The 20,313-nt window shown below is 53.3% G+C and carries 20 protein-coding genes; 19 read left to right on the top strand and 1 reads right to left on the bottom strand.

The window, feature by feature from the left end; translation table 11 throughout:
- Positions 1 to 181: 181 nt before the first annotated feature.
- The 7 genes from rplS to thrC all read left to right on the top strand — a co-directional run bounded on the left by rplS (position 182) and on the right by thrC (position 5,473).
- Entirely contained in the window at positions 182 to 523 is a 342-nt protein-coding gene (gene rplS / locus H8695_RS02725) for a 50S ribosomal protein L19 (protein WP_249299346.1), read from the top strand.
- 66 nt (positions 524 to 589) lie between these two features.
- On the top strand, positions 590 to 1,138 hold the full coding sequence (lepB, locus tag H8695_RS02720) for a signal peptidase I (protein WP_249299344.1): 549 nt from the start codon (positions 590 to 592) through the stop codon (positions 1,136 to 1,138).
- Positions 1,138 to 2,031, top strand: coding sequence for a ribosome biogenesis GTPase YlqF (gene ylqF / locus H8695_RS02715; RefSeq protein ID WP_249299341.1), 894 nt, complete (start codon positions 1,138 to 1,140; stop codon positions 2,029 to 2,031). Before lepB ends, ylqF begins: the two co-directional genes overlap by 1 nt.
- A gap of 3 nt (positions 2,032 to 2,034) precedes the next feature.
- Complete coding sequence (gene rnhB / locus H8695_RS02710; protein ID WP_249299339.1) at positions 2,035 to 2,640, top strand: ribonuclease HII; 606 nt, start codon at positions 2,035 to 2,037, stop codon at positions 2,638 to 2,640.
- The gene (locus H8695_RS02705; protein ID WP_249299338.1) at positions 2,640 to 3,002 is read left to right on the top strand and encodes a YraN family protein; all 363 of its coding nucleotides are present in this window, start codon (positions 2,640 to 2,642) and stop codon (positions 3,000 to 3,002) included. Before rnhB ends, H8695_RS02705 begins: the two co-directional genes overlap by 1 nt.
- 33 nt (positions 3,003 to 3,035) lie before the next feature.
- Positions 3,036 to 3,965 (top strand): dipeptidase, encoded by a 930-nt coding sequence (locus H8695_RS02700; RefSeq protein WP_249299337.1) that lies wholly within the window; start codon positions 3,036 to 3,038, stop codon positions 3,963 to 3,965.
- A gap of 14 nt (positions 3,966 to 3,979) precedes the next feature.
- Positions 3,980 to 5,473 (top strand): threonine synthase, encoded by a 1,494-nt coding sequence (thrC, locus tag H8695_RS02695; protein WP_249299335.1) that lies wholly within the window; start codon positions 3,980 to 3,982, stop codon positions 5,471 to 5,473.
- 36 nt (positions 5,474 to 5,509) lie between these two features.
- Here thrC and H8695_RS02690 read toward each other — a convergent pair whose 3' ends face one another.
- Complete coding sequence (locus tag H8695_RS02690; RefSeq protein ID WP_249299334.1) at positions 5,510 to 5,662, bottom strand: DUF1540 domain-containing protein; 153 nt, start codon at positions 5,660 to 5,662, stop codon at positions 5,510 to 5,512.
- A gap of 65 nt (positions 5,663 to 5,727) precedes the next feature.
- On the opposite strand from H8695_RS02690, the gene H8695_RS02685 reads away from it, so the two are divergent.
- The 12 genes from H8695_RS02685 (at position 5,728) to H8695_RS02630 (ending at position 20,292) form a co-directional block, all read left to right on the top strand.
- Positions 5,728 to 6,432, top strand: a complete 705-nt coding sequence (locus tag H8695_RS02685; protein WP_346726787.1) for a metallophosphoesterase — start codon at positions 5,728 to 5,730, stop codon at positions 6,430 to 6,432.
- Positions 6,433 to 6,522: 90 nt separating this feature from the next.
- Positions 6,523 to 8,025: a trigger factor gene (tig, locus tag H8695_RS02680; RefSeq protein ID WP_249299332.1), complete on the top strand. Its 1,503-nt coding sequence runs from the start codon at positions 6,523 to 6,525 to the stop codon at positions 8,023 to 8,025.
- Positions 8,026 to 8,054: 29 nt separating this feature from the next.
- Positions 8,055 to 8,642 carry an ATP-dependent Clp endopeptidase proteolytic subunit ClpP gene (gene clpP / locus H8695_RS02675; protein WP_249299331.1) on the top strand — a complete coding sequence of 196 codons (588 nt, stop codon included), beginning with the start codon at positions 8,055 to 8,057 and terminating at the stop codon, positions 8,640 to 8,642.
- Positions 8,643 to 8,669: 27 nt separating this feature from the next.
- Positions 8,670 to 9,977: an ATP-dependent Clp protease ATP-binding subunit ClpX gene (clpX, locus tag H8695_RS02670; protein WP_249299329.1), complete on the top strand. Its 1,308-nt coding sequence runs from the start codon at positions 8,670 to 8,672 to the stop codon at positions 9,975 to 9,977.
- A 194-nt stretch (positions 9,978 to 10,171) separates the two neighbouring features.
- Positions 10,172 to 12,619 (top strand): endopeptidase La, encoded by a 2,448-nt coding sequence (lon, locus tag H8695_RS02665; protein WP_249299328.1) that lies wholly within the window; start codon positions 10,172 to 10,174, stop codon positions 12,617 to 12,619.
- A 28-nt stretch (positions 12,620 to 12,647) separates the two neighbouring features.
- Positions 12,648 to 13,949 (top strand): diaminopimelate decarboxylase, encoded by a 1,302-nt coding sequence (gene lysA, locus H8695_RS02660; protein ID WP_249299326.1) that lies wholly within the window; start codon positions 12,648 to 12,650, stop codon positions 13,947 to 13,949.
- 180 nt (positions 13,950 to 14,129) lie between these two features.
- Positions 14,130 to 15,281 carry a PucR family transcriptional regulator gene (locus H8695_RS02655; protein WP_249299324.1) on the top strand — a complete coding sequence of 384 codons (1,152 nt, stop codon included), beginning with the start codon at positions 14,130 to 14,132 and terminating at the stop codon, positions 15,279 to 15,281.
- Between the two features lie 29 nt (positions 15,282 to 15,310).
- A complete protein-coding gene (ftsE, locus tag H8695_RS02650; protein ID WP_249299500.1) occupies positions 15,311 to 15,988 on the top strand; it encodes a cell division ATP-binding protein FtsE in 678 nt (225 codons plus the stop codon).
- Positions 15,985 to 16,881, top strand: a complete 897-nt coding sequence (gene ftsX, locus H8695_RS02645) for a permease-like cell division protein FtsX (RefSeq protein ID WP_249299322.1) — start codon at positions 15,985 to 15,987, stop codon at positions 16,879 to 16,881. The genes ftsE and ftsX overlap by 4 nt, the downstream gene beginning before the upstream one ends.
- A gap of 55 nt (positions 16,882 to 16,936) precedes the next feature.
- Positions 16,937 to 18,103 carry a murein hydrolase activator EnvC family protein gene (locus H8695_RS02640; RefSeq protein ID WP_249299320.1) on the top strand — a complete coding sequence of 389 codons (1,167 nt, stop codon included), beginning with the start codon at positions 16,937 to 16,939 and terminating at the stop codon, positions 18,101 to 18,103.
- Positions 18,100 to 19,290, top strand: coding sequence for a S41 family peptidase (locus H8695_RS02635; protein WP_249299319.1), 1,191 nt, complete (start codon positions 18,100 to 18,102; stop codon positions 19,288 to 19,290). Before H8695_RS02640 ends, H8695_RS02635 begins: the two co-directional genes overlap by 4 nt.
- Before the next feature lie 135 nt (positions 19,291 to 19,425).
- Positions 19,426 to 20,292: a DegV family protein gene (locus H8695_RS02630; RefSeq protein ID WP_249299318.1), complete on the top strand. Its 867-nt coding sequence runs from the start codon at positions 19,426 to 19,428 to the stop codon at positions 20,290 to 20,292.
- The last annotated feature ends 21 nt before the right edge of the window (positions 20,293 to 20,313 follow it).

Here is a 20,313-nt window from a genome sequence, read left to right as displayed (position 1 = left end):
ATCACCCAGAACTAGTATTGCCGCCGAGGTGGAAAATATCACGGACCGATACATTCGCAAAAAATGCTGAGAAAAATACTTGCACAACAAGCAAAAACATGATAGAATATCCAAGCTATTGAATAAGACAGTCCGCTGCAAACTGCTCTGCATGAATGTCGAGATTAAGGAGGATCCACCAATGGATTTTGTAAAGATTTTAACGAGTGAGCAGCTGAGAACCGACCTGCCGCAGCTGAATGTGGGCGACAACGTCAAGGTTTACATCAAGGTCACCGAGGGTACCCGTGAGAGAACTCAGATGTTTGAGGGCACCATCATCTCCAAAAAGGGCGGCGGTATTTCTGAGAGCTTCACCGTGAGAAGAATTTCTTACGGCGTCGGCGTTGAGAAGACTTTCCCGGTCCATTCGCCGAACATCCAGAGAATTGAAGTTTCCAGAAAGGGTAAAGTCCGCAGAGCCAAACTCTACTACCTCAGAGACAGAGTCGGCAAGGCCGCCAAAGTCAAAGAGCGCATCTAACAGAATACGTGGAAAGTAAAGGGGGCAAATGCGTCCCCTTTTCATTCTATTTGGGCGGTGACAGGCATGGATCAAACGGCGCAACAGACGCAAAAATTCAGACGTGAAGTATTCGATTGGGTGGAGATTGTCGCCTTTTCCATTGTGGCGGTTGTGTTTCTTCTGACCTTTCTCTTCCGCATTGTCGGCATAGAGGGCGGCTCGATGGAGAACACGCTGCACGAGGGGGAGCGTGTGATGGTCTCGGGGCTCTTTTACACCCCCGACAACGGCGATATCATCGTCATCACCCAGCCCAACTTTTCCAACAAGCCGCTGATCAAGCGGGTCATCGCTGTGGGCAACCAGACCATTGACATCGACTATGAGACCGGCACCGTCTACCTCGACGGCCAGCCGATTGAGGAGCCCTATCTGGGCTCAGGCACTTTTCTGCAGGGCGACACGCCTCTGCCGCTCACCGTACCGGAGGGCAAGGTCTTCGTCATGGGAGATAACCGCATGCGTTCCACCGACAGCCGTGATTCCCTGGTGGGGCTGATTGATGAACGCTACATTCTCGGCAAGGTCATTTTCCGCATTTCGCCGCTGAACAAAATCGGAGTGGTTCACTGATGGATGAACAACAGAGAGAAAAACTCAATTTACAGTGGTATCCAGGTCACATGACCAAGACCCGCCGCCAGATGGAAGCAGATCTGAAGCTGGTCGACATGGTGGCGGAAATTGTTGATGCGCGCATCCCGCGCAGCTCGCGAAACCCTGCAATTGATGAAATTCTCGGCGGCAAGCCTCGGCTGATTCTGCTCAACAAGGCGGACCTCTCCGACCCGGCGGCGAATGCCAGGTGGTGCGACCACTATCAGAAGAGCGGTATTTCGGCGATTTTGATCGAGTGTACCACGGGCCGGGGAATCGGTGATTTCGTGGGCAGATCCAAGCAGCTGCTGCGCGAGAAAATCGAGCGTGACCGCAACCGTGGTATGAACAAGGCGATCCGCATCATGATTGTCGGCATTCCGAACGTGGGCAAGTCTTCGTTTATCAACCGCATGGCCCGGGACAAAAAGGCAAAGGTGGAGGATCGGCCCGGCGTCACACGCGGCAAGCAGTGGATCAAGGTCTCAGATTCAGTTGATCTGCTCGATACGCCGGGTATTCTCTGGCCGAAGTTTGAGGATGAGCAGACGGCGCTCAACCTGGCGTTCACCGGCGCGATCAAAGACGACATCATCGACACGGTGACGCTGTCCGGCATTTTGGCAAAGCATCTGCTGGAAATCGCAGGTGATGCATTCTGCACGCGCTATAAGCTCGATGAGCAGCATGCCCGCGCGCTTGCAAACGGCCTTGAGCTTGTGGAGCTGATCGGCCGCAAACGCGGGTTTCTCATCTCGGGCGGGGAAATCGACTGCGAGCGCACGGCGGCTATGATACTCGATGAATTCCGCGCGGGCAAAATTGGGCGAATTACTCTGGAACAACCGGAGGAGCCAAAGAGGGGATGACCCATGTCACTGTTTGACAACGAACAAAGCTTTCGAGAGAGCGGATGCGCCAATCTCTGCGGAGTGGACGAGGCGGGAAGAGGCCCTTTGGCCGGCCCTGTCTTTGCGGCCGCGGTGATTTTGCCATCCGCTTTTGTCATATCCGGCATCAACGACAGCAAAAAGCTCAGTGCCAAGCGGCGCGAGACGCTCTACGACGAGATCACGGCAAACGCTCTGAGTTACTGCATTGTCAGCAGCCCTCCCGAGGAGATTGACCGCATCAATATCCTGCAGGCGACGCTGCTGTGCATGCGCCGGGCGGTTGAGGGGCTCAAGGTGGCGCCCGACCTGGTGCTCATCGATGGCAACCGGATGCCGCAGGGGCTCACAAGACCGGCGCAGACAGTCGTCAAAGGCGACGCCACCTACGCGAGCATTGCTGCGGCGTCCATCCTGGCAAAAGTGGCGCGTGACCGCTTTATGGTGGAGCTTGCCAGAGAATACCCCGCCTATCGCTTTGAACAGCACAAAGGGTATCCGACAAAGCTGCACTATGAGATGATCAAACAGTACGGCATTTTGCCCTGTCACCGAAAGAGCTTTCTGCGCAATCTGGGGGAGAAGTGATGGACGCCAGACGACGTGGTCAGCTTGGAGAACTTGAGGCGATGCGCTATTTGGAGCGCAGGGGCTACCGGCTTGTCGAGCCAAATTTCCGCTGCCGTCTCGGCGAGATCGACCTGATTGTGCGCCGGGATGAGTTTCTGGTCTTTGTCGAGGTCAAGACGCGTGGCGAAGGAGCTCTGGCGCAGCCTGCCGAAGCTGTCACTGCGTCAAAGAGGCGCAGAATCCGCTCGGCAGCTCTCTTCTATCTGAGCTCTCATGATTGTTTTCTCCAGCCACGCTTTGATGTTGTGGAGGTGCTGCTCGGTGCAGGCGACCGCCCCGAGGTCTGTAAGATTCGGCATATTGAAAACGCGTTTGAATAAGATGAAGCATCTCGACAGAAGGGACGCGAAGATATGAATTTTCTGGATCTGCACTGTGATACGGTAACCGAGCTCTATGAGCGCGGCGAAAATCTTGCGGACAACACCTGCCACATCTCTCTGAGACAGGCTGACGCATTTGATCAATATCTGCAGACCTATGCCATTTGGATTGACCCGACTCTCTGCGCACAGGACGCCTACCGCCGATTTCATCAGCTCTATGGCTGTTACCGCGACCAGCTTGACCGAAACCCGTGCGTGAAAGAAATCCGATGCTGGCGCGACTATGCGTCCACACAGGGGAAAGCGCGCCGTTTTGCACTGCTGTCCATTGAGAATGCGAGCTGTTTTGCAGAGCCTGAGCGCTGCGTGGATGAGTTTTACCGGCTCGGTGTGCGTATGGTGTCGCTGACGCATACGGCGGACAATGCGTTCGCCTGCGGAAACGAGACCACAGACGACAGAGGGCTGACGCCCGCCGGGCGTAAACTGGTTGCGATGTGCGAGAAAAAAGGGTATATTTTAGATGTGTCACACCTCTCTTTTCGCAGCTTCTGGGATTTTGTAGAGTGCTCCGAGCGTCCCTTTGTTGCGTCGCACTCCAATTCCCACGCCATCTGCGCCCATCCGCGAAACTTGACCGACGAGATGTTTCGCGCGGTGGTTGAGCGGGGCGGAATCGTGGGGCTCAATCTCTACTCGCGATTTCTCCGGGGCGAGAGTGCCTCCATCGACTCGCTGCTGCTGCATCTGGAGCGCTTTCTGGAGCTCGGCGGAGAACACACGGTCGCTTTCGGCTGTGACTTTGACGGCATCGGACTCATGCCCAAAGAGATGCATGGCCTGCGTGACATTCCCAAAATTGCCGAGCGGATGCAGACGCTGCACTATCCGCAACAGCTCATTGACGACCTCTTTTGGAACAACGCCCTAAATTTTATCAGGGAGCAAATAAAGTAGACGGGGAGAAGACCATGGAATTTATCAGTACAAGGGATGTAACATTGCGCCTGAGCGCAAGCGAAGTGATCAAAAAGGGCCTCTCCGATGACGGTGGGCTCTTTGTGCCGGAGTGTTTTCCGACGCTTTCCAGTGAGCAGATGCGTGCGCTGTTGCCGATGAGCTATCAGCAGCGCGCAACCGCCATCATGGAGCTCTACCTGAGCGACTACACCCATGAGGAAGTGGAGCAGTGTGTCAATGCAGCCTATTCCACGCCGAAATTTGAGACGCCGGACATTGCTCACACTGTAAAGCTTGATAACATTACATCTGTTTGTGAGCTGTGGCACGGGCCGACTTCGGCATTTAAGGATATGGCGCTGCAGATGCTACCCCAGCTTCTGCCGTTGGCAATCCGAAAGACGGGAGAGGAGCGCACGGTCGTCATTCTCGTCGCGACATCGGGTGACACCGGCAAGGCGGCGCTTGAGGGCTTTCGCGACGTGGCGGGCACCCGCATGGTTGTCTTCTACCCGAAAGACGGCGTATCGGACATTCAGCGGCTTCAGATGGCGACCCAGCAGGGGGAGAATGTCGCAGTCGTTGCCATCGACGGCAACTTCGACAATGCGCAGAGCGGTGTGAAAGCCCTCTTTTCCGACAGGGAACTCGCGCAGCGTGTTGCGCGGGATGGGTATCTTTTCAGCAGCGCAAACTCCATCAACTTCGGCCGGCTTCTGCCTCAGATTGTCTACTATTTCTCCGCCTACTGCGACCTTGTCAACAGCGGGCGGCTCGCGTTCGGCGACAGAGTTAACTTTGCCGTACCGACCGGCAACTTCGGCAACATTCTCGCCGGCTACTACGCCATGCGCATGGGACTGCCGGTCAGCCGGCTGATCTGCGCATCAAACCGCAACAATGTGCTGACTGATTTCTTCGCGAGCGGCACCTACGACAGAAATCGTCCGTTCTATCTGACGGAGTCGCCGTCAATGGATATTTTGATCTCGAGCAATCTCGAGCGTCTGCTCTTTGAGCTGGCGGGGCGCGACGACGCGCTCGTGCGCGAGTGGATGTCGTCGCTTGCCGAGAGAGGCACCTATTCGGTGCCGGAGACGGTCGAGCGGGCGGCGCAGACGGTCTTCTACGGGGGATGCTGCGACTCGGCGGGTACGTCCAGGGCCATAGAGCGAGCATACAGCCAATACGGCTATACGCTTGACCCGCACACGGCCGTTGCCTTTGCCGTGGCGCAGGACTACCGCGAAGAGACGGGCGATTCGACGCAAACTGTCATCATGTCGACGGCGAGCCCGTTTAAATTCAGCGGATCGGTGCTCTCGGCGCTCGGCAGGAGAGTCGCTGCGGATGAGTTTGAAAATCTGGCGGCACTCAGCGAACTGACGGGGCTTCACATCCCGGAGCCCATGGCGCTGCTGCAAAAACTTCCCGTGCGCTTTTCCGACGTCTGCGATAAGGGTGATATGGAGCGGGCAGTGCTCGACATTCTGCAAAAAAAATGAGATGAGCGTTTCGCTCATCTCATTAAGACGGTGGGTTTATCTCTTTTTAAAGGTTGCGCATTCTGTCGCCTGGCAGCAGTCTGCATTGGTCGGGCCGACATGGATGACATCGGCGGTGCAGTGATCGTGCTGGTCGTGGTAGTGACAGTTTTTCACGTCGCAATGGACGCCCTGATTGATCTCGTGCATTATGATACACCTTCCTTTCGAGCTTAGTATTTGCAGTCTGACGCAGTTGATTCCAGAGATTTGAGGTGATTTTCATCATTTTTGCCATTTCAGACCTCCATCTGTCTGAGACAACCGAAAAACCAATGGATATTTTTGGTGAGGCATGGGCTGACCACACCGCGCGCCTGAAAAAAAACTGGTGTGCGCTTGTCGGAGAAGAAGACACCGTCATCATACCCGGAGATATTTCCTGGGGAATGAATCTGCGCGAGGCGCTCGCCGACTTTCTGCTGATTGACGCACTGCCGGGCAAAAAGATCATCGCCAAGGGCAACCACGACTACTGGTGGGAAACCGCGAGTAAGACCATGCGCTTTTTTGACGAGAACGGGATCTCGACCATTCGAGTGCTGCACAACAACGCCTACGAAATCGAGGGCAAGATCATCTGCGGTTCAAAGGGCTATTTTCCGGACCCTGGACAGAGCGCTTCTTACAACGAAAAAATCATGGCCCGCGAGACGGCGCGGCTCGAGTTTTCGCTGCGCTGCGGGGAGAAGCTCGGCGGGGGAGAGCGACTTGTGTTTTTACACTATCCGCCGGCTTTGAAAAGCTATGCAGCCGAGGGGCTCATGGATGTGATGAAACGCTATGGCGTCAGCCGCTGCTTCTATGGCCATCTGCACGGGCAGAGCCAGAGAAGCGCGCTGCTCGGCCTGTGCGACGGTATTGAGTTTTCGTTGATTTCGGCTGATTTTATTATTTTTGCCCCCATTCCGATAAAATAAATGTTTGAAAAACTTTTGTTCTATGGTAGAATATGATGTACGCCATGTGAAATGTAAACTATTTACATACATATTTTAGGAGGAAGTCCAATGAAGCTGTTAAACGTAAACAAACTCGGCAAGAACCAAGTCGAACTGGAGATTGAAGTCTCCAAGGAAACGTTCGAGGAGGGGATTAACAAAGCCTATAAAAAAAATGTCGGCAGAATGAATATCCCCGGGTTTCGGAAGGGCAAGGCTCCGAGAAAGTTTATCGAAAAGTATTACGGCTCCGGCGTCTTCTATGAAGAAGCGGTAAACATGACCTACCCCGAGGCCTATGAAGCGGCGCTCGACGAGGCGAAACTGGAAGTGGTCGGCAAGGCTGAAGTTGAGATTCTCGACATCGATGAAAACGGCTACAAATTCAAGGCCACCGTGGCGGTTATGCCGGAAGTGAAACTTCCCAAATACAAAGGTTTAAAAGCGGAGAAAAAGGTCCATGCTGTTCTTGACAGCGAAGTGGACGCGGAGCTCGCGCGCCTTCAGGAGCGTACCGCGCGCATGGTCAATGTGACCGACCGCGCCGCTGAGCTCGGCGACACTGTCACCATCGACTACTCCGGCTCTGTGGGCGGCGAGAAATTCGACGGTGGCACTGCTGAAAAGCAGCCCCTTGAGCTCGGTTCGGGCCAGTTTATCCCCGGTTTCGAGGAGCAGATTGTCGGCAAGAAGATCGACGAGGCGTTTGACGTCAACTTGACTTTCCCGGCGGAGTATCATGCCCCCGAGCTTGCCGGCAAAGAGGCGGTCTTTGCCGTAAAGCTCCACGAGATCAAGAAAAAGGAGATGCCCGAGCTCGACGATGAATTTGCCAAGGACATCTCGACCGAGGTTGAGACGCTCGAAGAGCTCAAGGCTGACATCAGAAAGCAGCTCAAGGCTGCCAAAGATCAGAGTGCCGAGGCGGAGGCAGAGGATGCCCTCGTCGGACAGATCATTGATAAGATGGAAGTGGAACTGCCCGACGTTATGGTGGAGAGCGAGATCGACAACATGGTTGCTGATTTTGACGCCCGCCTCAAACAGCAGGGACTCAACCTTGAGACCTATGTACAGCTGATCGGCAGCACCATGGAGGATTTCCGCGGCCAGAGCAAGCAGGAGGCCGAAAAGCGCATCAAGACCCGCCTTGCCCTCTCAGAGATCGCAAAGGCTGAGAACATTGAGGTGGCCGACGAAGACCTCGAGAAAGAGTATGAGAAGATCGCCGGCCAGTACGGCATTGAGCTCGCCACGGTTAAGAGCATTATCCCGGCTGGTGACCTGATTAAGAATCTCGCTATCGAGAAAGCGGTCGAGCTTGTCAAGTCGAGCGCGGAAATCAAAGAGGTCGAGGCGAAAGAGACCGAGGAAAAGCCCAAAAAGAAGACCACGAAAAAAGCCGCGTCCAAGGCGGATAAGACCGAGAAAGCCGAGAAAGCTGAAGCTCCCAAAGAGAAGAAGACAACCAAAACTGCGGCAGCGAAAAAAGAGCCCGCAGCCAAGAAAGAGCCGGCGAAGAAAGCCCCCGCGAAGAAGCAGTCGACCAAAAAAGCTGACAGCGCGGAGTAATTACACAAGATAAAGGAGATCATTTGAAGATGAGTTTAGTCCCAATGGTAGTGGAGCAGACCAATCGGGGAGAGCGCTCCTACGACATCTACTCCCGGCTTCTCAACGATCGGATCATCATCCTGTCCGAAGAGGTCAACGACACAACCGCGAGCCTTGTTGTGGCGCAGCTTCTCTATCTGGAGGCGCAGGATCCCGACAAGGATATTCAGTTCTACATCAACAGCCCCGGCGGTTCCATCACGGCCGGCATGGCGATCTACGATACCATGAACTACATCAAATGCGATGTGTCCACCATCTGTGTGGGACTCGCCGCAAGTATGGGTGCGTTCCTGCTTGCGGCCGGCGCCAAGGGCAAGCGCCTCGCTCTGCCGAACAGTGAAATCATGATTCACCAGCCGCTCGGCGGCACGAACCGCAGCACCCAGGCGACCGATCTCGAAATTCACACCAAGTGGATTCTCCGCATCAAGAAAAAGCTCAACCAGATTTTTGCCGATACGACCGGAAAGCCCATTGAGGTGATTGAGCAGGACACCGAGCGCGACAATTTCATGACTGCGCAGCAGGCGATGGAGTACGGTCTGATCGACAAGGTCATTACAACGAGATAACACCACGGCAAAACAAAGAGGTAAACTATGCCCAAAGAGTTCAACGAAAACGAAATTCGCTGTTCGTTCTGCGGAAAGCTCTCCTCCCAGGTGAAGAAGATTTTCGCGGGCCAGAACGCCTATGTCTGCGACGAGTGTATCGATCTGTGCTATGAGATTCTCGAGCGCGACGTCATCCCGGTGCGCAAGGGCGATGAGAAGACTTTTGATCTGCCCACACCGAGCTCAATCAAAGAGACACTCGACGAGTATGTCATCGGACAGGACGACGCAAAGATGGCAATCAGCGTCGCAGTATACAACCACTATAAGAGAATTTTTTACGGCGAGGGCATCGATGTAGATCTGCAGAAAAGCAACATCCTCATGCTCGGCCCGACCGGCGTCGGAAAGACGCTGATTGCACAGACTCTTGCGAAAAAGCTCAATGTTCCCTTTGCCATTGCCGATGCCACAACCCTTACCGAGGCGGGCTATGTCGGCGAGGATGTCGAGAACATTCTGCTGCGTCTGATTCAGGCAGCTGACTACGACATTGAGCTCGCTGAGAAAGGCATCATCTACGTTGACGAGATCGACAAGATTTCGAGAAAATCGGAAAATGCTTCGATCACGCGTGATGTCAGCGGCGAGGGTGTGCAGCAGGCGCTGCTGAAGATTCTAGAGGGCACGGTCTCCAATGTTCCGCCGCAGGGCGGCAGAAAACACCCGCAGCAGGAATTTATTCAGATTGACACCAAAAACATCCTGTTTATCTGCGGCGGGGCGTTTGACGGCATCGACCGGATTATTGAAAAACGCGTCGGAACAGCCCCCATCGGCTTTGGCGCCGACATCAAGACCAAAAAGGAAAAGAGCGAGACCGATCTTCTCAAGCGGATCATCCCGCAGGATCTGGTGCGCTATGGCCTGATACCGGAGCTCGTGGGCCGACTTCCGCTGTTGACGACGCTTGAGCCTCTGACAAAAGAGGCCTACATCACCATTCTGAAGAAGCCGAAAAATGCGCTTCTCAAACAGTATGAGGCGCTCTTCGGGATGGACGATGTGAAAATCAGCTTTGATGACGACGCCCTGTCGGCTGTGGCCGACCTCGCAATGGAGCGGAATATGGGCGCGCGTGGACTGCGTTCCATCATGGAGAATGCCCTGACACCCGTGATGTTTCAAGTACCGGATAACCTCTACATCAACGAGGTGGTCATCACAAAGGACACCATATTAAACGGAGCGCCGCCAAAACTCATAGAGGGCACGGAGAAGAAGCGCCGCAAGTATGTAAGGCCCGCTAAACCTGCCGCGGTGCGCAGCCCGAGAAAGAACTCGGTCTCCTGACGGAGTTGTGTACAAAGGGGTACAGCAAGAAGATTGCTGTACCCCTTTTTGTTTTCTCTTTGTTCACAAATTGGCGGTTGAAAACACTTGACATCAATTATATAATAATACATACTTTTTGTAGATATTACACAAATTTGGGCCAAATCTTTTGGGGACTTGGCCCGCAGGCAAAACACTGGAGTGAGAAAAGTATGAACAATCACATAGAACAACAGAACGTCCGCAGTACGGTTGATCTGCCGCTGCTTGCGCTGCGCGGCATCGTCGTGCTGCCAGGGATGAATATCCACTTTGACGTGGGCCGCAAAAAGTCAATGGCGGCGCTCGATGAGGCGATGAAGAGCAGTCAGGAAATTCTGCTCTTTGCCCAGCGGGATCTGCGTGTTGCTGACCCGTCAGCGGCCGACCTGTATGAGTTTGGCACCGTCGCACGCATCAAGCAGCTCTTGAAGCTGCCGGGCGATAATGTCAGGGTTATGGTTGAAGGCGTGGGGCGCGCCCGTCTCAACGGCTTTATCACGCAGCGCCAATTCATTTTGGCCTCGGCCGACCTGCTCGACGAGCCTGAGACGGATGGCGAATCGGCATTTGCCCAGGCGCTGATCCGCGAGCTGCGCATGGCCTTTGATGACTATATTGCCGTGGCACCGAAGATGTCGGGTGAGGTCATCATGAATATCATGACGCTTGAGGACGTCGGGACACTCGCCGACTATGTGGCCTCCAATATTCTGCTGAATCTTGAGGATCGCCAGGCGATTCTCAGTGAGATTGATCCCTGCCGTCGCCTGGAACAGATGGTAAAGCTGCTCCGCAGCGAAATTGAGATTCTGAGTCTGGAGCTTGACATCCGCTCCCAGGTCAAAGAGCAGATTGATAAAAATCAGCGCGACTACTATCTGCGTGAACAGATGAAGATCATTCAGCAGGAGCTCGGAGAGGGGGAGAACATCCAATCCGAGGTCGAGGAGTACCAGGCGAGCATTGCGAAACTCGAACTGACGGGCGAGACGCGTGAGGCGCTTCTCAAAGAAGTCGGCCGCCTTTCAAAAATGGTGCCGGGCTCCGCGGAGGCCACCGTCATCCGCACCTATCTTGACGCCTGCCTTGCGCTGCCCTGGAACACAGAAACGCGTGATAAACTCGATTTGCAGCGGGTAAAAAACCGTCTCGACCGAGACCACTACGGTCTTGAGAAAGTCAAAGAGCGAATTGTCGAATACCTTGCCGTCAAGAAGCTCACGCCGCAGCACAAGGGCCAGATTCTCTGCTTTGTAGGCCCTCCCGGCGTTGGCAAGACCTCAATTGCCATCTCAATTGCCAGAGCGCTCGGACGCAAATTCGCGCGTCTGTCTCTCGGCGGTATTCGCGACGAGGCTGAAATTCGCGGCCACCGCAAGACGTATATCGGCGCCATGCCGGGGCGCATCATGAACGCAATGAAGCAGGCGCAGAGCAAAAATCCGGTCATTTTGCTCGACGAGATTGACAAGATGTGCTCGGACTTTCGCGGTGATCCCGCGGCTGCTATGCTGGAGGTTCTCGACAGCGAGCAAAACTATGCTTTTCGCGACCACTTCATTGAAGTGCCTTTCGATTTGAGCAATGTCATGTTTATCACGACGGCCAATGTAACCGATACCATCCCCCAGCCGCTTCTTGACAGGATGGAGGTCATTGAACTCGGAAGCTACAACGAGGAGGAAAAGCTTCAGATTGCAAAGCGACATCTCGTGCCAAAGCAGATTCGCGAGCACGGCCTGAGTGGTCGAAGCCTGCGCTTTGACGAGGACGCGCTGCGTGAAATCATCAGCGGATACACCCGAGAGGCGGGCGTTCGCAATCTGGAGCGCAAAATCGCCCTGTGCTGCCGAAAGGCGGCGGCTGCCAGAGTGATGGGCAAACAGGGAATCACCCGCATCACAGTCGGGCAGCTCGAGAGCTATCTCGGTCCTGCCAAGTACAAATTTGACCATGCTTCCAAGGTGGATGAGATCGGCATCGTGACGGGTCTTGCCTGGACGTCGGTCGGAGGAGACACTTTAAAGATTGAGGTCAATGCCATGGAGGGGACCGGCAAGATAGAGCTCACCGGTAATCTCGGCGATGTGATGAAAGAGTCGGCCCATGCGGCTATCAGCTATATCCGCAGCCGCGCCGATTACCTCGGTGTGGATCATGACTTTTACAAAAACCGCGATCTGCACATCCACGTCCCGGAGGGAGCTATCCCGAAGGACGGGCCGTCGGCAGGTATCACCATGGCGACGGCGCTCATCTCGGAGCTGACACAGAGACCGGTCCGTCATGACGTGGCCATGACGGGTGAGATTACCATCCGCGGCCGCGTCCTTGAAATTGGAGGCCTGAGGGAGAAGAGTATGGCAGCCTACCGCGCGGGGATCAAGACCATCATCATCCCCGACGGAAACCGCAGCGATCTTACCGAGGTCGATCCTACAGTGCGCAAAAACGTCAGCTTTGTCCCGGTGACCTCTATGGAACAGGTGCTCAAAACAGCTCTTGTGCCGATGAAAAAGGCGAGTGCACAGTCGAGCGGCGAGAGGGAGAAGACGTTGGAAGCAACGCTTCTTGAGCAGCCCGATGGCAAGCGCAGAAGCGCGGCCATTCGCCAGTGACCTACATAGAAAGAGGGGAGTTTTGGCTTTGTTTGTCTCAAAAAATCTTGGTGTCAACGAGAAAAATCATCTGACCATCGGCGGTGTGGATGCGGTAGAGCTGGCTGAGCAGTATGGCACGCCGCTCTATGTCATGGATGAGGACCTCATCCGTGAGAACTGCAGGCTCTATCGCGATTCGGTCCAAGAGTTCTATGGCGGCCACGGCCGTGTTCTGTATGCGAGCAAAGCGTTCTGCTGCAAGGCGATCTGTAAGGTCGTCAGCGAAGAGGGGCTTGGTGTCGACGTTGTGTCAGCGGGCGAATTGCACACTGCGCTCTCGGCCGGTGTACCTGCGGAGCACATCTGCTTTCATGGAAACAACAAGCCGGCTGATGAGATCGAGTTCGGTATCCTCAGCGGTGTCGGCCGCTTTGTGGTGGACAACCCCGATGAGCTGGCGCTTCTTGACTCGCTCGCGGGAAAGGCGGGCAGACGGGTGAAAATCCTGCTGCGTATCACACCGGGTACCGACGCTCACACTCACGACTTTATCAAAACGGGCCAGATTGATTCCAAGTTTGGCATGGCCATTGAAAACGGCCTTGCAATGGAATTTACAAAGGCCGCGTACCGCATGAAGAATCTCGATGTCTGCGGCATCCACTGCCACATCGGCTCGCAGATCTTTGAGCTGGAGCCTTTCACCTACACGGCGCGCGTGATGCTCAGCTTTATGGCCGATGTGCGCCGCGAGTGCGGCGAGACCATGAGTGAGCTCAATCTCGGCGGCGGCTTCGGCATCAAGTACGTCGAGGGGGACCAGCCTGTTGCGTATCACCGCTATCTCGAGCAGGTGGCAAAGGAGATCGATGCGGTCTGCGCAGAGTTGGATTTTCCGCGCCCCTTTATCTATCTGGAGCCGGGGCGCTCCATCGTCGGATCCGCGGGGGTGACGCTGTACACAGTCGGTTCGGTGAAAGAGATACCGGGGATTCGCACCTATGTGTCTGTGGATGGGGGCATGACCGACAATCCCCGCTATGCACTCTATCAGGCGAAGTATGAGGTGCTGGTGGCAAACCGGGCGGGAGATGACGCAGACTGGCGTGTCACCGTGGCGGGACGCTGCTGTGAGAGCGGTGATCTGATCGGCGAAAACCTGCCCATTCAGCAGGTAAATTCTGGGGATTATCTGGCCGTTTTGGCAACAGGTGCGTACAATTATTCCATGTCTTCCAACTACAATCGTGTTCAAAAGCCTGCGGTTGTGTTTCTAAAGGGCGGAAAATCGCGTGTAGCAGTGCGGCGTGAATCACTTGACGACATTCTCAAAAACGACCTTATCTGACGAAGCAGGGCAAAATATGACGGCTGACGAAAAAGGGCGCACAGCGCCCTTTTTTGCTCTATCTGTCAAAATGTGACGGTGAAATTTAGTAACTATTAAATAAAATGTTGCAAAATTAACGATAGAATAGTAGAATATATATAAATATTTCACAACACGCGTTAGAGAAGGGGTAGCGGTATGGCAAATCGGTTGTTTCAGAGTTTGATACTCCAATTGAAAGACTCGGTTGACCGTATCATCGGTATCATCGATGAGAGCGGCACCATTATCGCGTGCAGCGAGCTCTCCCTGATTGGCGAGGAGCGTAAAAACGCGCGCAGTGAGCTCTCGTACTTCAACAAGGCGATTACCATGGATGGCTACACCTACAAGCCGCTCAACTTTCACTCCAAACTCGATTACGCCGTCTTTGTTGAGGGAACCGATATCATGGCCGACAGCTATGTCTCCATTCTGACCGTGTCGCTCAACAGCATCAAGCAGCTCTACGACGAGAAGTATGATGTGTCAAATTTCGTCAAAAACGTCATTTTGGACAACATTCTGCCCGGTGATATTTACTACAAGGCCAAGGAACTTCATTTCACGGGAGACATCTTGGACAACATTCTGCCCGGTGATATTTACTACAAGGCCAAGGAACTTCATTTCACGGGAGACATCCCGCGCATTGTCTATGTGATTCGCTGCGATTCGATCAGCGAAGTGTCGCTCTTTGACTCTGTGCAGGAGCTTTTCCCCGATAAGAATAAGGACTTTGTTGTAAGCATCAGCGAATATGACGTTGCCGTGGTCAAGGAACTTGTGAACATTCAGGACGTCAAAGAGATAGAGAAGTGTGCCAAGGCGACCATAGATTACCTGGCAGAGGAAAAGGGGAGAAAGTGCCAGATTGGCGTTGGGTCTCCGGTGACAAGCCTCAAAGATCTTGCGCGTTCATTCAAAGAGGCACAGACAGCCCTTGAGATCGGAAAGGTATTTGAGAAAGAGAAGAACATTGTCAGCTACAAAAACCTCGGGATTGGCAGGTTGATTTACCAGCTGCCGACAACACTGTGTGAAATGTTTCTCTCAGAGGTTTTCAAGCAGGGATCGATTGACTCGCTTGACCAGGAGACGCTTCTGACCATCAGCAAGTTCTTTGAAAACAACCTCAACGTCTCCGAGACAGCCCGTAAGCTCTTTGTGCACCGCAATACACTTGTCTACCGGCTTGAGAAGATCAAAAAGCTCACCGGTCTTGATATCCGCGAGTTTGACAATGCGATCATCTTCAAGGTGGCGCTTATGGTCAATCGCTATCTCTCATCCAACCCGAATCGTTTCTAGGAAAAAAGGAATACATAATAAAAATGAGTATTGTCGAACTGCGCAATGTCACAAAAAAATATGACAACGGCACGCTCGCGCTTGACGGGGTCAATCTGAAAATTGAAGAGGGCGAATTTGTCTTTATCGTCGGTCCATCCGGCGCGGGCAAATCCACCCTCTTAAAGCTTCTTATGAAAGAAGAGGAGCCGACTGACGGCATCATCCGCGTCAACAAATACAATCTCAACCGTATGAAACGCAGACAGGTACCCTATTTCAGGCGTACCATGGGAATCGTGTTTCAGGATTTTCGGTTGATTTCGGACATGACGGTTTTTGAAAATGTCGCCTTTGCCATGCGTGTCATCGGCTGTTCCAAAAAGAGCATCAACCGCCGTGTGCCCTACGTGCTCAAGCTCATGGGACTTGAACACAAGATGCAAAACTATCCCAATGAACTCGCAGGCGGCGAGCAGCAGCGTGTCGCGCTCGCGCGTGCTCTTGTCAACAACCCATCGCTGATCATTGCCGATGAGCCGACAGGTAACGTTGACCCGCGTATGTCGTGGGATATCATGGATTTGCTCAGTGAGATCAACAAGAGAAAAACAACGGTGTTGGTTGTCACACATGAGAAGAGTCTGGTGGACCGGCTTCGCAAACGCGTCGTCTCCATTGAGCATGGCAAGATTGTCAGCGACAGAATGGAGGGGATGTACCGATGAAGAGGGGAAATTCCTTTCACTATTACATCAAACAGGGCTGGCAGTACTTCTGGCACAACAAAATGATGAGCCTTGCATCCGTCGGCGTACTGGTTGCCTGCCTACTGATTATGGGCAGTTTTTGGCTGATTGTTCAAAACATGACTCGCAACATTGACATTGTCGAGGGAAAAAACGAAGTTGTTCTCTATGTGGATGAAAATGCCGATGTAGAGCGGTCGGTTGAAATTGGCACAAGTCTGCGGGCGATTGAGAACATTGCAACGGTGCGCTATCTGCCGAAAGACGAGGCCTTTGACGACTGGAAGAGCCGCTTTCCCGAGCAGGCCGACCTCTTCTCGGATCTTGAGGAAAAAGGGGACAACCCCCTGCGCAACTCCTATATCGTCACGATGAAAGATCTGGAGCTCTACGACGAGACGGTTTATACCATCGAAAACATTCCAGATGTTGCGAAAGTTGTAACACGAAAGGACCTGATTGATCAGCTGCTCGGCGTCGGTCATGTGATCAACGTCATCGGCTACACCATCATGGGGCTGCTCTTTCTGGCATCTCTGTTCATCATTGTGAATACAATCAAGTTGGCGCGGTTTGTCTACCGCAAGCAGATTAACATTATGAAGTGTGTGGGGGCCACCGACTGGTTCATCCGCTGGCCTTTCATCATAGAGGGTGCGCTGATCGGACTTCTGGCCGGGCTCATCGCATATGGCTTGCAGTACTATGTGTACAATTATCTGATTCTCTCAACGATCGAGAGTCTGAAGATTTTGTCTGCCATTCCATTTTCCGCCGTGTGGAGTGTGCTGTTCGGCGGCTTTGTTGGAGGCGGGCTGCTCGTCGGCGTGCTTGGCAGCGCAATCACCATTCGCAAATATCTGGAGGTGTAAAAGCACAGTGCAAACGCAGAAGACAAAACCAAAACGTGACCGCAGAAAGCTGCTGATGTCAATTGTGACACTTGCCATTGCCGTTATCATGGTAGTCGGTATTGTGGCACCGGTGCTGCTTGCGAGCGCGGCGTCCAGTAGTGATGTCAACAAGCTCGAGCAGGAGCTGGCAGACATTGAAAAGAAAAAGAAAGAGCTTCAGACCAACATCAAAAATGCAAACAGCCAGAAGAAGACCGAGATGCAGAAGAAGAATCAGCTCGACGACGAGATCTCTCTGATGCAGGATGAGATTGACGTACTCGACCGGATGATCGCGCAGCTCGACTCTGACATTGCGCAAAAAGAGGGAGAAGAAGTTCAGAAGCAGGCGGAGATCGACGAGCAGTATGAGCGTTATAAGCTGCGCATACGGGAATCCTACGAGTCCGGCAGCACCAGCTATTTGGAAGTTCTGCTCAGCTCTGACGACTTTGCGTCCTTTTTGACAAACCTTGATATTATGGAGATGATTGTCCAGTACGACGAGGATCTCATTGAAGAGCTCCGCCATTCCAAGGATGAAATCACCGAGATGAAAAACTCCATTGAAGAAAACAAGGCGAAGCAGGAGACGGCAAAGTCCTCACTGGTCTCCAAGCAGAAAGAACTCGAGAAAAAAGTTGCAGAGTCCGACAAACTGATCGAGGAGCTGGCCAACGATGCCGAGCGCTTTGAGGAGGCTTACAACGAGGCGCTCAAGGCTGAGCAAAAGCTCGATGCAGAGCTTGAAAAGCTGCTTCAGGAGCTGGCGAATTCGGACTATGTCGGCGGGGATTTGATCTGGCCGGTGCCTGGAAAATACGGCATCAGCTGCAAGTACGGTCCGCGGACCCACCCCATCACCAAAAAGCCTTCCAATCATACGGGCATTGATATTCCCGCGCCGAAAAACCACAAGATCGTCGCGGCAAACGCCGGTACAGTTGTCAAAGTGGCAACCAACTCGGCGTATGGTAAGTATGTTCTAGTCGATCACGGCGGCGGTCTTGCGACTTTCTATGCACACATGAATCAGCAAACCGTCAAAGAGGGGCAAAAAGTCAAGGCCGGCGAGCAGATTGGAAAGGTTGGAACGACCGGTCTCTCAACGGGCAACCACTGTCACTTTGAAGTTCGTGTCAACGGAAAGACTGTTGACCCCGTGACCTACTATAAAAACACGAAGTGGTACTATACATGAACAGACGCATCAGTCTCAAGAGTGTCCTGCTGATTGTTCTGGGGGTTGTCCTTGTAACTTTTCTGCTCACTGCGACCTATTTCCAGCTGCGAATTGCGGGAGATCTGCGGGAGATCAATGAGAAAAACGCCTATTTTTCCAAGCTCTACACGGTGGATCAGCTGGTACGAGATCACTATGTCGGGGACATCGATGCCGAAGAATTGATGGACGGTATCATCACTGGTTATATCTATGGAACCGGTGACAAATACGCCGCCTACCTCAACCGGGATGTCTATGCCGAGAGCGTAAAATCCTCCAGCGGACAGTTCGAGGGAATCGGCATCAACATCATGTATATGCCGGAGAGCGGGTACATCAAAATCACATCTCCCATGCAGAATTCACCGGCTGAAAAGGCGGGTATTCTGGCGGGGGACATCATCATTGAGGTGGACGGCGAAGACGTGGCGCAGCTTGGGTATTACAGCGCCGTGGCAAAATTGACGGACGTCGCCGGCACATCGGCTCATTTTACTGTTCTGCGCGGAGAGCAAACCATTCCTTTTTCCATTACACGTGAGAGTTTTGAGAAGCTCTCAGTGTTTAGCCGTGTGGTCGGTGACAACATTGGCTATATCCAAATCGAGGCATTCAACGAGACAACCTATCGGGAGTTTGAGCTGGCGATTGATGAACTCACAGGCAAAGGGGTCCGCGGTCTTATCTTTGATGTGAGAAACAACCCCGGCGGTGATGTCAACACGCTGTGCAACATGCTCGACCTGCTCTTGCCGGAGGGGCCCATTATGCACATGTATGACCACGACGGAAACGAAGAGCTGCCTGCTATCAGCTCTGATGCCTCGGAAATTGATCTGCCTATGGCGGTGCTGGTCAACGGAGACTCGGCGAGTGCATCTGAACTCTTTGCTGCTGCTCTTCGCGACTATGACAAGGCAAAGCTGGTCGGCACCAAGACCTATGGCAAGGCCACCATGCAGTCGGTGATTCCACTGAGTGACGGCAGCGCTGTGAGTATTTCCGTCTCGGCAATCAAGCCGCCCTATGGTGATTCCTATGAGGGAATTGGTATTACACCTGATTTTGTGGTCGATCTGCCGGATGAGGTCAAACAGAATTACGCTGTGATGACAGATGAGCAGGATGCCCAGCTGCAGCGGGCTCTCGAGCTTTTTTCGTGAACAAAAGAACGAAAGGGGACTGCCTTTACAATAGGGAGTTCCTTTTCTTTATTGACAAAATCTCGGTAAAACGGATATACTGTTCTTTACTGCATTGTGTGAAATTTGATGGATTTACTTTGAGGGAGTGACAGTTTGAACCCGCAAAAAATTGCTATCGTAACCGATTCCTGTGCCGATCTCAGCCCGAGCCTCATCAAAAATGATCCCATTTTTGTGTTGCCGCTTAAGATTGTCTATCACGACAGGGTTTATTCCGACGGCGTCGATATTTGGGCAAGAGACGTTTATAAGCGCTTTTCTCAGGAGATACCGAAGACATCGCTGCCCGATGGTGAGACAATACTCAAGCTCTTTGACCAAATTCATGAGATGGGCTATCAAAGGGTAATTGCCGTCAATTTTTCAAGCGGTTTGAGCGGTACACATCAGTTGGTGCGTCTTCTGGCGGAAGAGCAGGAAAATCTTGAAGTCGTGGCGTTTGACACGCGAACCGCCTGTCTTGGAACCGGCGCCATTGCGCTGCGCCTGGCACGGTATATCGAACAGGGCCGAGCGTGGGAGGAGATATTATCTCTTGTACCGCGTCTGATTGACAATACCCATGTCTTCTTTGGTGTCGATACGCTGGAGTATCTGCAAAAGGGAGGGCGCATCGGTAAAATCACATCGATCACCGGGACCATGCTGCAGATCAAACCCATCATCACGTTTGCGCCAACTGGGGAGCTGACCAACATCGCAAAGGTTCGAGGACGCCGTCAGTCAATGGCAAAGGTGGTCGAGCTTGCGGCCTCGCACTACCAGAGCGAAAAGCGATGTGTGCTTCTCTGCGCACACGGTGACGCGCCTGAGGACGGTAAGCTGGTCAAAAAGATGCTTATGCAGGCCGTGCCGAAGCATGAGTGCTGCTACGAGGGGATCATCGACGCGACGCTAGGCGTGCATGTGGGGCCAAATCTGATTGGCGCGGGCATCCAGATTCTGGATGACGATATGTAAACGGAGGGGTGAAACGGGAAT

The organism is Feifania hominis (genome assembly GCF_014384765.1).
GTDB classification, from domain to species: domain Bacteria; phylum Bacillota; class Clostridia; order Oscillospirales; family Feifaniaceae; genus Feifania; species Feifania hominis.
This window is presented reverse-complemented; position numbering and strand designations above follow the sequence as displayed.